The sequence below is a fragment of the Devosia sp. FKR38 genome (assembly GCF_005222805.1).
Classification (GTDB): domain Bacteria; phylum Pseudomonadota; class Alphaproteobacteria; order Rhizobiales; family Devosiaceae; genus Devosia.
This window is the reverse complement of sequence record NZ_STGC01000005.1, coordinates 298,762-314,061: the sequence shown is the minus strand read 5'-3', so window position 1 is coordinate 314,061 and position 15,300 is coordinate 298,762. Positions and strand designations below refer to the sequence as shown.

The following is a 15,300-nucleotide window of genomic DNA, read 5'->3' as shown; positions in this document are numbered from 1 at the left end:
CCGCCTTCCGGCAGCGCCACAGCGCGCTCGACATGTGCTTTGGGAATATGCGGCTTTGGCCGCCCAGACAAGGCCTACCGCGCCGGAGTGCCCGACTCTATTGGCCCGGCGCCGGTTTGACGGTGCGGGCCAGCTCGAAGGCCCCCATGCCCGTGGTGAAGGACAGCTGCACGGTCTGGCCGACCAGTTCGCTCTCCTCGATATCCCCCAGTACGGGAATGAGCACTACATTGGATTCCGGGCTAATTTGCGGCGCCCCGAACACCGGCACGCCACTGGCGGTGGAGGCAATCAGGGTGTCCCGGTCCACGGCCGCATCGCCCACAGGCACCACCAGCATGGCGGCGGCCGCATCATAGGTCACGTCGCCCACAGGCTGGCGCGGATCGGTCCACTCGATGGGCACCATGGCCAGGGCCTGGCGGATGCGCAGGCCATTGGCGCGGTCCGGGGCCGCATCATCCAGAGCCAGCGTGAAATGCGCCTGGGCCGGCACGCAGATATCAGAGCATATGCCCATGGTGGCGGCCACGTCGGCAGCATGGGCGCCGGGCGCCAGCGTCAGTTCGACCGGCAGCACGGTGTCGCCGAAATAGGCATAGTCGAGATAGCCGTCCTGCTCTTCGCGGGTGGGATAGGGCCAAAGCATTTCGTGGCTCTTGACTTGGGCGTTGGCAGAAAAGTCGAGGTCGGTGGGCAGGCCTGTCTCGCCCGGCACGCGCCAATAGGTCTTGGTGCCGGCCGGCATGTCGAGCTCCAGCGCCACGAGCGTGGTGCCATCGGGCTTGACCTGACCGGTCGAGATCATGCGGATGTTGACGCCGGGCGCCACCTCCTGCCATGGCGTTTCGCCCGCAGCGGCGGGCCCCAGCAACATCAGCAGGGCGGCGATGGTGGAGGCAGACTGGCGCATGCCCAAGCCATTACCCCAGCTGGGGGGCGAGGCAAAGGGACAAAACCATCAGAGCTTCGTGATAGCGCCCCGTGCCTGCCCCGCTTGGCAGGCGGGGCAAGTCTGCCTAGAATTGGCGCATGCAGTCGCTCGAAGGCCAATTTCTCGTCGCCATGCCCGACATGGAAGACGAGCGCTTCCAGGAAAGCGTCATCCTCGTCGTCGGCCATAGCGACGAAGGGGCGATGGGGCTCGTGGTCAATCACGAACTGCCCAATCTGCGCTTTGCCGATGTGCTCGATGAACTCGACCTGGGTGACCCCGACAGCGTCATCCGCCTGCCCGATGCCATCCGCCAGCGCGCCGTCATGCGTGGCGGGCCAGTGGAGAAGGGCCGCGGCTTCGTGCTGCATTCATCCGACTACAAGAGCGGCAATACCTATGCGGTCACGTCGGGCGTGAGCCTTACGGCGACGCTGGATGTGCTCAAGGCCATGGCCTTTGGCCCGGCCCCACGCTCATCGCTGTTCGTGCTGGGCTGCTGCGGCTGGAGTGCCGGGCAGCTCGAGGACGAACTGGCCGGCAATGGCTGGCTCACCGTTCCCTTCTCGCGCGAACTGCTGTTCGAGACCCCGGTCGAGCGCCGCTATGACGCGGCCCTCGCCAGCCTGAATATCACCCGAGCCACGCTCAGCCCGGACGCCGGCCACGCCTAGTGCGGCCTAGCGACCCAGCTGGGCAGTCAGCTTGCGGCCGAAATCGGCGCCGGTGATCGCCGCGCCAAAGGCATAGCCCTGGGCATAGCGGCAATTGAGCGCGCGCAGACGGTCGGCTTCCTCGCTGGTCTCGACACCCTCGGCAATCACCATCAGGTCCAGATCGGCGCCCAGCGCCACCACGGCCCGGATGATCGGCCCCTGGGTATGGGCAATGCCACTGCCATCGCCCAGCTTCACGAAGGGGCGCGGGATCTTGATGGTGTCAAAGGGGAAGCGGTGCAGATAGCTCAGCGAGGAGTGGCCGGTGCCGAAATCGTCGAGCGCCAGCCCGAGGCCGAGCGTGCGCAGCGCCTCGAGCATATAGGCGGAGTGCTCGGGATTGGTCATCAGCTGGCTCTCGGTGATCTCGAGCTTGAGATGCTGGGCCAGAGCACGGTCCTGGTTGACCAGGCTGCGCAGGTCGTTAAGCAGCGTCTCGGTGCCCAACTGGGTCGGCGACAGATTGACCGAGATGAAGAAGCCCTCGGGCAGGCCGATGGTCGTCATCCAGTCCCGCGCCTGTGCGGCGGCCTGTTCGAACGCCAGGCGCCCGAGCTTTTCGATCTGGCCGGAGCGTTCGGCCAGGGCGACGAATTCGTCCGGGTTGACCACGCCGCGCGTCGGATGGATCCAGCGCATCAGCGCCTCGGCGCCGACCATCTGATTGGTCTGCAGGTCCATCACCGGCTGGAACTGCACATGCAGCTCGCCCTGTTTCATGCCGCGTTCGAGGTCTTCCTCGCTGGCGCGATTATAGGCGGCAATCGAGCGCGCCGAGGCGCGATAGGCCTCGATACGGTCGCCGCCCAGCCGCTTGGCATAATACATGGCAAGCTCGGCGTCGCGCAGCACGTCGGCGGCGCTGGCGGGGTTGCTGTCATAGATGGTCACGCCGATCGAGGCGGTCAGCGACAGGTCGCGGTCGCCAAAGTTGAACGGCGCCTTGAGCGCCTTGCGGATCTGTTCGGCCGTCTCGGCGATCTTGCCCGCCGCCTGCTCGGATGCGAGGATCACCGCGAACTGGTCGCCGGTAACGCGGGCCACGGTGTCGAGCGGCCGCATGATGCGGGCAATGCGGCGCGAAATGGCCAACAGCACCGAATCTGCTGCCGAATGGCCGATGCGCTCTTCGAGCTCCATGAAGCGGTCGATATCGATCAGAAACACCGCCGGCTTGATGCCCCCGGGCATGCGGGCGCGCACCAGGCTGCGCTCCAGCCGGTCGAGGAACAGCATGCGATTGGGCAGGCCGGTGAGGCTATCATGCACGGCGTCATGCAGCAGGCGCTCGCGCGAGGCGCGGTCCTCGGTGACGTCCTGCAGCGTGCCGACGATGCGGTTCACCTGGCCGTCGCCACCCAGCACGGGCTTCACCCGCATACGGAAGGCGCGGTAGCTGCCGTCGTGGCTGGCGATGCGCATATCGGCCGACACCTTGCCGCGGCGCAGCTCCACCAGCGTGTCAAAGGCCGTGCGGAAGCGGTCGCGGTCGTCGGGATGTACGCGGTCGAGCCAGCGCTTGATGGCGCCGCGCAGGCTGCCGCGCTTCTCGCCCAGGCGCGTCGCCAGCTCCTCGCTGACCGAGACGCGGTCGCGCTCGATATTCCAGTCGAAGACGAAGTCGCCCGAGCCGGTCAGCGCCAGGGCGCGGCGCTCGACTTCGGACAGCGTGCCGATGCTGACCTGGCCTTCGGAGAAGGCATGCTGGACAGCGGTGAAGCCGAGCAGCATGACGATGAGCACAAGGCCACCGCCAACGGCAGGCTGGGCTACGTCGTTGGACACCTGACCGGAGACCACCAGCCAGCTGTAGAACAGCCAGGCAATGACGATGATCCAGGTGGGCACCAGCAGCACGGCGCGGTCATAGCCGCGCAGCGCCAGCAGCAGAATCAGGAACAGGCCGGAAATGCCCAACAGGGCCAGCACCAGCCGGGCAATGGTGGCGGCGCTCGACGGCTCGAAGAAGGCAAAGCCGAACAGCGCCAGGAACAGCGCGGCCAGGCCCAGCGCCAGATGCACGAAGCGCAGATGCCAGCGGTGCAGGTTGAGATAGATGAACAGGAACCCCGCCAGCGTCGTGGCGATGCCCGCCTCCGCCGCTGCGCGCAGCGGTTGCACGCCGGTCGCGGTGAGGCCCAGCAGGCGCCCCATGACCCCGAAGTCGATCAGCAGATAGGCCATCACGGCCCAGGCGAACGCCGCCGTGGCCGGAAAGACGCCGCGGCCCTTGACCACGAACATGATGGTCAAGAACACCGCCGCCAGCGAGGCCACGCCCAGCACCACGCCGCGGAACAGGGTGAAGGAGTTCACATAGTCGCGGTAGGCATTGGGCTGCCACAGATAGAGCTCGGGCAGGTCGGCGCCGCGCAACTCGGCGACAAAGGTCACCGTGGCGCCGGGGTCGAGGGTCACCTCAAACACATCGGCTTCGGTGTCAGCCAGGCGCACCGGGCGGATGCCGGAACTGGGGGTCAGCGCAGCAATGCGATCATCGCCCAGATCGGGCTGGATGATGCCGGAACCCGGCAGGCGGAAGAAGGGCGCCACCAGCAGGCGTTCGATCTGCTGGTCGCTGTCGTTGCGCAGGGCGAACAGCGCGTAACTGGGATTGGTCCCCTCTTCGGAGGCCAGCACTTCGATGCGGCGGATAATGCCGTCCTCGGCCGGGGCCGTGGACAACTGCACCTTGCCACCCTGGCCGGGCACGACCTCGATGACATCGGACAGGCTCACGGCATTGACGTCGTCGGGGACGGAAATGACCTCAAGCGCGGCGGCTGGTGCGAGCAGGGCCAGCGCGAACGCAAGACACATCGCGAGTGCATGTAGATGACGCATCAAGGGCGACTAAATCCTGCGGTGGGCATCATTGTGGCGGTGGAACCAGCAGGCGGTGTTTTGGCCACGCAAATTCCAGGGCTCCCTCGGACGGGGAGCGGTCTTTGGTAGCGGGGAATATCGCCAGCGGCAAGGTTCGACCACTGTTGCCATTGCGCAACAGGCCTAGGCCAGACGCCCGCCATGGCGCGCGCGCTCGTAGCGTTCGCGGGTCAGGGCGAACAGCACATGGTCCTCCCAGCGGCCGTTGATCTGCAGGTAGTTCTCGGCAAAGCCCTCTTCGACAAAGCCGTTCTTCTCCAGCACCCGGCGCGACGCCATATTGCCCGGCAGGAAGGCGGCGTGAATCCTGTGGAGGTCGAGCGTGTCGAAGGTGAACGGCAGGCAGAGCGACACCGCCTCGCTCATCAGCCCCTGGCCGGCATATTGCTGGCCCATCCAATAGCCCAGATTGACGAACTGGGCGGCGCGACGCCGCACATTGGACAGTGTCACGCCCCCCACCAGGGTCTCGCGGCGACCATCGGGCTGGAAGATGAAGAGCGAATAGTCCGTGCCCTCCTCGGCCTCCTCCCGGGCGCGCTTGACGCGCTGCACGAACACCCGGCGGGCCAGGTCCGCCTCGGTCCAGCGTGGCTCAAAGGGGCGCAGAAAGTCGCTGCTGGCCAGGCGTAGCCGATACCACTGCTCATAGTCGGACAGCTGCGGCAGGCGCAGCGTGACCCGCGGGCCGCGCAGGGTGATCAGCGATTGCTGGGATGACCAGGGCCAGGGCACGGAGAGACGCCGATCAGCGCTTGATGTGGTCGCTGATGGCCTCGACATCGGCCAGATTGCCGATCGGGCCAATGCCAGCCAGCGTCGGTGCGCCAGAGGTGAAGATTTGCTCGGCCACCTCCTGCACGCGGCGCGTGGTGATGGCGTTGATGCGGTTGACCGTCTCCTGCATCGGGATGGGGCGGCCCCACAGAATCTGCTGGCGGGCCAGCTGGCCGGCGCGGGCGGACGGGCTTTCCAGCGACATCAGGAGGCCCGCGCGAATCTGGTTGCGCACGCGCACAACCTCTTCCTCGGTGATGTGCTCGGTGGCGCGCTTGAGTTCGTCGAGCACGACGGGCACCAGGTCCGCCACCTCCTCTTCGCCTGTGGCTGCCGCCACGCCAAAGACGCCACTGTCGGCAAAGGCCCAGTGGAAGGAATAGACCGAGTAGCACAGGCCGCGCTTCTCGCGCACTTCCTGGAACAGGCGCGAGCTCATGCCCCCGCCCAGGATCGAGGCCAGCACCTGCGCGGCATAAAAGCCGTCGGCATTGTAAGCGCGGCCCTCAAAGCCGATGACGATATGGGCCTGCTCATGCTCGGAGACCAGGCGCTCCTGCCCGCCCTGATATTCGGCGCGCTGCGGCGCCGGGGCGCCATTGGGCTTGAGGGTGGAGAAGTGTTCCCGCGCCACGTTGACCAGGCCGTCGTGGTCGACATTGCCGGCGGCGGCCATCACCATGTGGTCGCCCACATAGTTGCGGTTCATATATTTGCGGATGGTGTCGGGGTTGAAGGCCCGCACCGAATCCACCGTCCCCAGAATGGTGCGCCCGATGGGCTGGCTGGGAAAAGCGGCCTGCTGGAACAGGTCGAACACCTGATCGTCGGGATTGTCGCGTGCCGCGCCGATTTCCTGGACGATCACCTGTTTCTCGCGAGTCAGCTCTTCCTCGTCGAACAGCGAGTTCTGCAGGATGTCGCTGAGGATATCGGCGGCCAGCACCACATCCTCCTTGAGCACGCGGGCGAAATAGCCGGTGTGCTCGATGGAGGTCGCGGCATTGAGGTCACCGCCGACATTCTCGATGGCCTCGGCGATGTTGAGCGCATTGCGCGTCTTGGTGCCCTTGAAGGCCATGTGCTCGAGCAGATGGGAGATGCCGTGCTCGGTCTTGCGTTCAGAGCGCGCACCCGCCTTGACCCACACGCCCAGCGAGGCGCTTTCGAGATGGGGCATGTCGTCGGTGAGGACCACCATGCCATTGTCGAGGGTCGTCGATTGTACGCTCAAGAGACAGTCTCCTCAGACCGGCGATCCAATGACCACCTGGCCTTGTTGGTTCGCTAGACAGCGCGTGTGCGCGCCAGGATGAAGTCTTCGACGGATTGCTGTTGGTTGGCAAGAACGCTCAATCGCTCGGGGCGATCATAGAGATCGGCCAGCCAGGCCGGCAGCGCCGGATCAATGCCCGACGCAGCCTTGACGGCGGCCGGGAACTTGGCCGGATGGGCAGTGGCCAGGGTCACCATGGGCACGCCGCTCTGGGGCTGCTGCATGGCCACGCTGACGCCCACGGCGGTGTGCGGGTCGAGCAGATAGCCCGCCTTGGCATGGACGGATGCGATGGTGGCCTTGGTGGCGGCCTCGTCAGTGGTGCCCGCAGCAAAATCGCGACGGATGGCGTTCAGCGTCCCCTCGGGCACGGCAAAGCCGCCGGACTGCTTGAGGCCATCCATCATGCGCACCACAGCGCTGGCATCGCGCCCGGCGCCTTCGAACAGCAGGCGCTCGAAATTGGACGAGATCTGGATGTCCATCGAAGGGCTGATGGTGGGGGCGACGCCGGCCATGTCATAGCGGCCGGTTTCCATGGTGCGGCGCAGGATGTCATTGGCATTGGTGGCGATGACCAGCCGGTCGATCGGCAGTCCCATGGCCTTGGCGCAATAGCCGGCGAAGATGTCGCCGAAATTGCCGGTCGGCACCGTGAAGCTCACCGGACGGTGCGGCGCACCCAGCGAGACGGCGGCAGTGAAGTAATAAACGATCTGGGCAACGATCCGCCCCCAGTTGATCGAATTGACGCCCGATAGGCGCACCCGGTCGCGGAAGCCATGGTTGTTGAACATCGCCTTGACGATGTTCTGGCAGTCGTCAAACGTGCCCTCGATGGCAATGTTGTGCACATTCTCGTCGAGCACCGTGGTCATCTGCAGGCGCTGCACCGGCGAGGTGCGGCCCTGGGGATGAAGAATGAAGATGTCGGTGGTGTCGCGACCGCGGAAAGCCTCGATGGCGGCCGAGCCTGTGTCGCCCGACGTGGCGCCGACAATGGTGGCGCGCAGGCCGCGCTCGGCCAGGATATGGTCCATCATGCGGCTGAGGAACTGCATGGCGACGTCCTTGAACGCCAGCGTGGGCCCGTGGAACAGCTCGAGCGCGAAGTGCCCCGGCGCCAGTTCGATCAACGGCGCGACCGAAGGATGGCGGAAGTCGGCATAGGCGGCGTCGATGATCTGCTTGAGCTTGGCCGGTGCAATCTCATCGCCGGTGAAGCGGCTGATGATGGCATAGGCCACCTCCGCATAGGGCTTGCCGGCAAAGCTGGCGATCTCCTGGGCGCCGACCTGGGGCCAGCTCTGGGGGACATAGAGGCCGCCGTCGGATGCCAGACCGGCCAGAATTGCGTCAGAGAAGCCGAGCACGGGCGCCTGACCGCGCGTTGATACAAATTGCATTCGGGGAAGGAGCCCTTTTGGAATTGTTGCAACCTAGTGAATTGACCCGGCAATCGCAAGTTTGCCGGATCAGGTCTTGGCCGCCTTGCGCTGGCGCCACAGCCAGAAGCCGAGCATGACCACGGCCACGATGGCAAAGCCGTACCAGGTATAGGCATAGCCCAGGTGGTTATTGGGGAATTCGATCACGGTCTCGCCGCCCTGCGGCAGCTCGCCAGGCGCGCCGGCGGGCATGTCGACATAGAAGGGCGCAATCGGCGCGAGGGCCGGATCGACCATGGCGGCCAGTCGATTGGGGTCGCGCACCCATTCGACGCGGTTGGAGGTGTCGGCAGCCGGGGTCATGAAGCCCGCGGCCTCGCCCGGACGCAGCAGGCCGGTGATGGTGACGATGGTGCCGTCGCCCTCCCCGTCTGTAACGGCGGCTTCCTGCATGGTCTCGGGGACAAAGCCGCGATTGACGAATACCGTGCCGCCGGTCTGCAGCACAAAGGGCGTCATCACCCAATAACCGGGGCCCGACGCCTTGCCGCGGGCATTGGCGAGACTGGTGAACACCGTGACGGTCTGGTTGTAGCGGAAAGCGCCGGTGAGGGTCACCGGCTGGAAATTGACCTGCTCGAGATCAAGCGTAGGCCAGGTGCCGGCCTCGGGCACAGCAATGGGCGCAGCGTCGATGCGGCTGTCGACCGCGGCGATCAGCGCTTCCTTCTCGGCCAGGCGATGCATCTGCCAGGTGCCCAGGAATGCGCAGACCACCGCCAGGGCCAGCATGAGCACCACAAAGCCGCCCGTCATCAGCGGGCCGAGGCGGCTCGACTTGGTCATTGATGCCCCTCATGGGCGTCGTTGCGGTATTGCAGCGCCACCAGCACGCCCTTGAACGGCGGCAGCAGGGCCAGCGACAGCACGATCGTGGTGGGGATCCACAGCGCCAGATGCACCAGCGGCGGCGGATTGAACAGCGCGCCCACCACCATGGCCAGTAGCACGACAATGGGCGCCACGAGGAAAATCACGAAGATGGCCGGGCCATCGCCGCTGTCGGCAAAGGCGAGGTCGAGACCACAGGCGCTGCAGCGCGGCGCCACCTTCAGATAACCCTTGAACAAGGGCCCCTCCCCGCAGCGCGGGCAGCGGCAGAGCAATCCGGCGACGAAGGGCGAAGGCAGGGCCACGATAGTCTCCAAAAGCAAAGGGGCGCAGCGGATCGCTGCGCCCCGTCAGAAGCGAGGGGCTGGCCCCTAGTGGTGGATGGCCACGCCCCAGCTGCCCCAGACATAGATCGAGGCAAACAGGAACAGCCAGACCACGTCAACGAAGTGCCAGTACCAGGCGGCGAATTCGAAACCGAGGTGACGCTCGGGGGTGAAGTCGCCCCGCAGGGCGCGGATCAGGCAGACGGCCAGGAAGATGGTGCCGATCAGCACGTGGAAGCCGTGCAGGCCGGTGGCCATGAAGAAGGTGGCGCCATACATGTTGCCGGCAAAGCTGAAGCCAGCTTCGGAATATTCGATCATCTGCACGCAGGTGAAGACCGCGCCGAGCAGGATGGTCAGCGCCAGGCCCCACTTGAGACCTTCGCGGTCGTTCTCGAGCAGGGCATGGTGCGCCCAGGTCACCGTGGTACCCGAGGTCAGCAGCAGCAGCGTGTTGAACAGCGGCAGGTGGAAGGGGTCGAACAGCTCGATGCCGGTCGGCGGCCAGATGCCGCCGGTGGCCGCGACGCGCGCATATTGCTCAACGTCGTCGAGGCGGAAGAAGCCATCGAAATAGGCCCAGAAGAAGCCGAAGAACACCATGACTTCGGAGGCGATGAACAGCATCATGCCATAGCGGTGATGCATCTGCACCACGGCGGTGTGGTCATGGCCGTTGTTGGCTTCCTTGATGACGTCGCTCCACCAGGCGTACATGGTGTAGAGCACACCCACGAGGCCAATGAAGAAGACCCACGGGGTCCAATGGTGCATCCAGAAAATGCCACCCATCGCCATGATGAGGACGGCAACCGACATGACGAACGGCCAGGGGCTCGGCTCGACCATGTGATAGTCATGGTTCTTCTCAATGGCGGACATGTTCAGCTTCCCTCGTTGTCTGAAGCGTAGAAAGTATAAGAGAGCGTGATCTCTTTGATGGTGTCGAGCTCGTTGTTGCTGTCGAGCTCGGGGTCGATGAAGAACACGATCGGCATATCGACGGTCTCGCCGGGCTGCAGCGTCTGCTCGGTGAAGCAGAAGCATTCGATCTTGTTGAAATAGGCGCCTGCCTTTTCGGGCGAGACGTTGAAGATGGCGCGGCCCGTCACCGGCTTGTCGGACAGATTTTGTGCGACGAAGTTGACGGTATCGACCGTGCCGATCTTGTCGGTGATCGATGCGGCCGGTTGTATCTTCCAGGGCAGTTCGTTGGCGACGTTGGAGTCAAAACGAACCTTCATTTCCCGGGCAATGATGCCCTTGGGGGATTCGGTGGCCACCCGCGTGGTGCCGCCAAAGCCGGTGGCCTGGCAGAACAACTGATAGAGCGGCACGCTGGCATAGGCCAGGCCCACCATGCCCATGGCAATGCCCAGGCCCATGAAGGCCACGCGGCGATTGTTGCGGTTGACCGCGGGCGGGGTCGACTGGGTAATCTCAGCCATCACAGCGACCGATCAAACAGGGCCGGGCCCATCTTGACGATGGTCAGCGTGTAAAAGGTCACGGCAAACAACGCCAGGGCGATGGCCAGGGCAATCGAGCGACGACGCCTAGCCTTGGCACGGGCGGCCATCACTTCGGGCGTTTCGAGCGCTACGGCGCGGAGTTCATCAGGTGCACTCATGCGCCAAAGCCTCCAAAGCGGGCCAGAAGATTGTCGCAGAGCAGTGCCAGGAACAGCACGAACAGATAGCTCAGGGAATAGTTGAACAGCACGCGGGCCGCCTTGCGCATGGCAACATCGTCACCCGTGCGCAGCAGGCGCAGCGCCAGGAACAGGAAGCCGGCGCCCGTCGCCACGGCCACGGCCGTATAGGGCAAGCCGGCAAAGCCAAGCAGGCTGGGCAGCAGCGCCGCAGCGGCCAGCAGAACCGTATAGGCAAAGATCTGCCGCTTGGTCGAGGCCGCGCCCTTGACGTTGGGCATCATGGGAATGCCGGCGGCGCCATAGTCAGACTGCTTATAGAGCGCCAGCGCCCAGAAGTGCGGCGGCGTCCACAGGAAGATGATCAGGAACAGCGCAACGCTTTCCAGGCTGATTGTGCCGGTGACGGCTGCCCAGCCCACCATGGGCGGGAAAGCCCCGGCGGCGCCGCCGATGACGATGTTCTGGGGCGTCGAGCGCTTGAGCCACATCGTATAGACGACGGCATAAAAGAAGATGGTGAAGGCGAGCAGGCCGCCGGCGACCCAATTGGTCGCCAGGCCCAGCAGCGCCACCGAGAACAGCGAGAGCACAACGCCGAAGATCAGCGCTTCGCCGCCGGTGATGCGACCGGCCGGGATGGGCCGGTTGACCGTGCGGCTCATGATGGCGTCGATATCGGCGTCATACCACATGTTCAGCGCGCCAGAGGCGCCGGCACCGATGGCGATGCAGACGATGGCAATCACGCCGATCAGCGGATTGATGCCGCCCGGCGCCACCAGCAGACCGACGATGGCCGTGAACACAACCAGCTGCATGACATTGGGCTTGAGCAGCGCGAGGTAGTCCTCGACGCGTGCCTCGCCCGTCATGGCGGGAAGCTGTGTGCTGTCGTCGGTAAGAGCCACTGGCCTTGCTTTCCTCGGGGGTGGACCGGGCCGCACGCGGCGGCCCGATTGAACTTAGTGTGCCTTGGTGGAGTCGATCCGCGGCAGGGTGGTGAACTGGTGGAACGGCGGCGGGGAGCTCAGCGTCCATTCCAGCGTGGTGGCACCATCGCCCCAGGGATTGTTGCCGGCAGGGCGCTTGCGCTTGAAGGCTTCCCAGGTGGCGTAGAAGAACACGATCATGGCCACGAAGGTGATGTAGTAGCCGACCGAGGAGATGCGGTTCCAGAAGCCGAAGGCATCGGGATAGTCGATGTAGCGGCGCGGCATGCCGGCGAGGCCAAGGAAATGCTGCGGGAAGAAGATCAGGTTCACGCCGACGAACATGATCCAGAAGTGCACAGCGGCCAGGGTCTCGTTGTACATGTAGCCGAACATCTTGGGGTACCAGTAGTACCAGGCCGCGAAGATCGAGAACACGGCGCCCAGCGACAGCACGTAGTGGAAGTGTGCCACCACATAATAGGTGTCGTGCAGGGCACGGTCAGCACCGGCATTGGCCAGCACCACGCCCGTCACACCGCCAACGGTGAACAGGAAGATGAAGCCGACAGCCCAGAGCATGGGCGACTTGAAGGTGATCGAGCCACCCCACATGGTCGCGATCCACGAGAAGATCTTCACGCCCGTGGGCACGGCGATCACCATGGTGGCGGCCACGAAGTAGCGCTGTACGTCCAGGCTCAGACCGGTGGTGTACATGTGGTGCGCCCACACCACAAAGCCCACAAAGCCGATGGCGACCATGGCATAGGCCATCGCCATGTAGCCGAAGATTGGCTTGCGGCTGAAAGTGGACACGATGTGGCTGATGATGCCGAAGCCCGGCAGGATCATGATGTACACTTCGGGGTGGCCGAAGAACCAGAACAGGTGCTGGAACAGGATCGGGTCACCGCCCTCGGCGGGCTTGAAGAACGACGTGCCGAAGTTGCGGTCGGTCAGCAGCATGGTGATGGCGCCAGCCAGAACCGGCAGGGCCAGCAGCAGCAGGAACGCCGTAACCAGAACGGACCAGGCAAACAGCGGCATCTTGTGCAGCGTCATGCCGGGGGCGCGCATGTTGAAGATCGTGGTGATCAGGTTGATGGCGCCCAGGATGGAGCTGATGCCGGCCACGTGCAGCGACAGGATGGCAAAGTCCATGGCGGGGCCAGGATGACCCGAGGTCGACAGCGGCGGGTAAACGGTCCAGCCGCCACCAAAGCCAAGTGCGCCCGGGCCGGTGCCTTCAAAGAACAGGCTCATCAGCAGCAGGATGAACGCCGGCGGCAGCAGCCAGAAGGCGATGTTGTTGATGCGCGGGAAAGCCGTGTCCGGCGCGCCGATCATCAGGGGAGCGAAGTAGTTGGCAAAGCCGCCCATGGTGGCGGGCATGACCACGAAGAACACCATGATCAGCGCATGCGCGGTGGTGAACACATTGTACATGTGCTTGCCAGCGTCGAGCGCCTCGCCGGCCGAGGGATCCATGCCATAGACCATGGCTGCAAGGCCGTGGAAAATCTGGATGCCAGGCTCCTGCAGCTCCATGCGCATCACGCCGGAGAGCAGGCCACCGACGATGCCGGTGAACACGGCAAACCACAGATACATCACGCCGATGTCCTTGTGGTTGGTCGAATAGAGCCAACGGCGCCAGCCGGTCGGGGTATGGTTGTCATGAGCGCTGTCGTGCGCCGCATGGGCTTCGAGGTGAGCGATATCGGCCATTTTTAGTGTCCCCTGACCCGTGTTCTTACTGCAGCGCTACGAGCGTGGCGTTGGCGGCGGCGTAGTCGCCAGCCTTGAACGCAGCCATGTAGGTTGCGAATTCTTCCTTGGTGACCACGCGGATCGCGATGGGCATGAACGCATGGTCCTTGCCGCACAGCTCCGAGCACTGGCCATAGTAGACGCCGGTTTCGCGCACGTTGAACCAGGTCTCGTTCAGACGACCGGGAACCGCGTCGATCTTGACGCCGAACGACGGCACGGCAAAGGCATGGATAACGCCGGTCGGATCGGCGGTGACTTCCAGGCGCACCGTGGTGTCGACCGGCACAACCAGCTCATTGTCCACAGCCAAGAGGCGGGGCTGACCCGGCTTGGTGGCAGCGCGATCTTTTTCATTGAGCATGATCGAGGTCAAAGACACGCCATCGTCGACGTATTCATAGTCCCAATACCACTGCTGGCCGGTGGCCTTGATGGTCAGCTCGGGGGCCGGAACCTCGACTTCGCCGAAGGAGAAGATGTTGGAACCAAGATATTTGCGCTGGCCGTCGGGCGTCGTCAGCTGGTCGGACAGCACGCCGAAGGACGGAATGGCAATGATGATGAGGATGACGATGGGCAGGACCGTCCAGATCACTTCCACAAGAGTATTGTGGGTGAAGGCCGCCGGAACCGGGTTCCGCTTGGCATTGAAGCGGAACATGATCCACAGCAGCAACGCCAGGACGAACAGCACGATCAGCGAGATGGTCCACAGCAGAATGCCATCGTGGAAGCTGGTGATCGAATCCATGATCGGCGTCACGGCACGCTGCAGATGATACTGACCGTAAACGGGATGCCCCGTTTGTTCGGCCACTTGCTCTTGCGCCATGACGAAAGCCGGGGCCAGCGCCATTGCGGCTGCCGAAATAGCGCCTATCTTTCTCAAGAACTGCCCGGTCACCATAAACCCCTGTGTCGACATCAATTGGTGCATCCACACCGGGATTGAGTGCAATAACAGCGGCATAGCAAACGCCGCCCCGACTCAACCTCGGAGCGAAAAACTCTGCCTTGACCTAAATCACATCCAGAACACTGAGTCCATTGCGGCGAGAGCGTGGTGATGTGCGTCATATTGTGCGGCCGCGGCAGCAATTCGCCTCACGGCAGCCGCAGTTTGGCGCGCATATCCCCTGCATTTCCGGGGTTTGGTTGACTCATCGCCCCGGCTATCGGAAACACGTTGGCAATAGGCTGACGCGCGATTCGTCGGGAGAATTGACACTGTGAAGCAGATTTTTTGGCGCCATTTCGTCGGTGCAGGCCTGGCCCTGCTGGCTCTGGGCGCACCCGGCAACGCCGCCTTTGCCCAGGGCGTGGTCAAGGCACAGTATGGTGACTGGCAGATGAGCTGCGACACGCCGCCCGGCGCCAGCTTCGAGCAGTGCGCGATCATCCAGAATGTGATGGCCGAGGATCAGCCCAATGTGGGGCTTTCGGTCATTGTTCTGCGCACGGCCGACCGAGAGGCCCGCCTGCTGCGCGTGCTGGCGCCGCTCGGCGTGCTGCTGCCCAATGGCTTGGGCCTGAATGTCGACGGCAAGGACATGGGCCGGGTCGCCTTTGTGCGCTGCCTGCCTAATGGCTGCGTCGCCGAAGTGGTGCTGGACGACAGCCTGATCGAGACGCTGTCGAATGGCACGAGCGCCATTTTTGTGGTGTTCAAGACCCCCGAAGAGGGCATCGGCATTCCCGTGTCGCTCAATGGCTTCAAGGACGGATTCGCCCAGCTGCCCTAGAGGAA

At 64.2% G+C, this 15,300-nt stretch carries 15 protein-coding genes; 2 read left to right on the top strand and 13 right to left on the bottom strand.

What is annotated here, in order from left to right; genetic code table 11:
- Window positions 1–97: 97 nt before the first annotated feature.
- Window positions 98–913, bottom strand: a complete 816-nt coding sequence (locus E8M79_RS06620; protein ID WP_137151151.1) for a protein-disulfide reductase DsbD domain-containing protein — start codon at window positions 911–913, stop codon at window positions 98–100.
- A gap of 119 nt (window positions 914–1,032) precedes the next feature.
- Here E8M79_RS06620 and E8M79_RS06615 point away from each other — a divergent pair, with 119 nt between their 5' ends.
- Window positions 1,033–1,608: a YqgE/AlgH family protein gene (locus E8M79_RS06615; protein ID WP_137151150.1), complete on the top strand. Its 576-nt coding sequence runs from the start codon at window positions 1,033–1,035 to the stop codon at window positions 1,606–1,608.
- A 6-nt stretch (window positions 1,609–1,614) separates the two neighbouring features.
- Here the strand turns inward: E8M79_RS06615 and E8M79_RS06610 are convergent, their stop codons facing one another.
- The 12 genes from E8M79_RS06610 to coxB all read right to left on the bottom strand — a co-directional run bounded on the left by E8M79_RS06610 (window position 1,615) and on the right by coxB (window position 14,385).
- Window positions 1,615–4,470 carry a GGDEF and EAL domain-containing protein gene (locus E8M79_RS06610; RefSeq protein WP_248304925.1) on the bottom strand — a complete coding sequence of 952 codons (2,856 nt, stop codon included), beginning with the start codon at window positions 4,468–4,470 and terminating at the stop codon, window positions 1,615–1,617.
- 189 nt (window positions 4,471–4,659) lie between these two features.
- Window positions 4,660–5,271 (bottom strand): GNAT family protein, encoded by a 612-nt coding sequence (locus tag E8M79_RS06605; RefSeq protein ID WP_248304924.1) that lies wholly within the window; start codon window positions 5,269–5,271, stop codon window positions 4,660–4,662.
- Window positions 5,272–5,284: 13 nt separating this feature from the next.
- Window positions 5,285–6,547, bottom strand: coding sequence for a pitrilysin family protein (locus E8M79_RS06600; RefSeq protein WP_137151148.1), 1,263 nt, complete (start codon window positions 6,545–6,547; stop codon window positions 5,285–5,287).
- Window positions 6,548–6,600: 53 nt separating this feature from the next.
- Complete coding sequence (gene thrC / locus E8M79_RS06595; RefSeq protein ID WP_137151147.1) at window positions 6,601–7,995, bottom strand: threonine synthase; 1,395 nt, start codon at window positions 7,993–7,995, stop codon at window positions 6,601–6,603.
- A gap of 69 nt (window positions 7,996–8,064) precedes the next feature.
- Window positions 8,065–8,823, bottom strand: a complete 759-nt coding sequence (locus tag E8M79_RS06590; protein WP_137151146.1) for an SURF1 family protein — start codon at window positions 8,821–8,823, stop codon at window positions 8,065–8,067.
- Window positions 8,820–9,107 carry a DUF983 domain-containing protein gene (locus E8M79_RS06585; protein ID WP_349236038.1) on the bottom strand — a complete coding sequence of 96 codons (288 nt, stop codon included), beginning with the start codon at window positions 9,105–9,107 and terminating at the stop codon, window positions 8,820–8,822. The genes E8M79_RS06590 and E8M79_RS06585 overlap by 4 nt, the downstream gene beginning before the upstream one ends.
- A gap of 132 nt (window positions 9,108–9,239) precedes the next feature.
- On the bottom strand, window positions 9,240–10,076 hold the full coding sequence (locus E8M79_RS06580) for a cytochrome c oxidase subunit 3 (protein ID WP_137151144.1): 837 nt from the start codon (window positions 10,074–10,076) through the stop codon (window positions 9,240–9,242).
- Window positions 10,077–10,078: 2 nt separating this feature from the next.
- Complete coding sequence (locus tag E8M79_RS06575; protein ID WP_137151143.1) at window positions 10,079–10,642, bottom strand: cytochrome c oxidase assembly protein; 564 nt, start codon at window positions 10,640–10,642, stop codon at window positions 10,079–10,081.
- Window positions 10,642–10,824 (bottom strand): hypothetical protein, encoded by a 183-nt coding sequence (locus E8M79_RS06570; protein ID WP_137151142.1) that lies wholly within the window; start codon window positions 10,822–10,824, stop codon window positions 10,642–10,644. Before E8M79_RS06570 ends, E8M79_RS06575 begins: the two co-directional genes overlap by 1 nt.
- On the bottom strand, window positions 10,821–11,720 hold the full coding sequence (locus E8M79_RS06565) for a heme o synthase (protein WP_137153286.1): 900 nt from the start codon (window positions 11,718–11,720) through the stop codon (window positions 10,821–10,823). Before E8M79_RS06565 ends, E8M79_RS06570 begins: the two co-directional genes overlap by 4 nt.
- A 90-nt stretch (window positions 11,721–11,810) precedes the next feature.
- Complete coding sequence (gene ctaD / locus E8M79_RS06560; protein ID WP_137151141.1) at window positions 11,811–13,508, bottom strand: cytochrome c oxidase subunit I; 1,698 nt, start codon at window positions 13,506–13,508, stop codon at window positions 11,811–11,813.
- 25 nt (window positions 13,509–13,533) lie between these two features.
- A complete protein-coding gene (gene coxB / locus E8M79_RS06555; RefSeq protein WP_248304923.1) occupies window positions 13,534–14,385 on the bottom strand; it encodes a cytochrome c oxidase subunit II in 852 nt (283 codons plus the stop codon).
- A 436-nt stretch (window positions 14,386–14,821) separates the two neighbouring features.
- Between coxB and E8M79_RS06550 the strand changes: the two genes are divergently transcribed.
- Window positions 14,822–15,295: an invasion associated locus B family protein gene (locus E8M79_RS06550; RefSeq protein WP_248305041.1), complete on the top strand. Its 474-nt coding sequence runs from the start codon at window positions 14,822–14,824 to the stop codon at window positions 15,293–15,295.
- The last annotated feature ends 5 nt before the right edge of the window (window positions 15,296–15,300 follow it).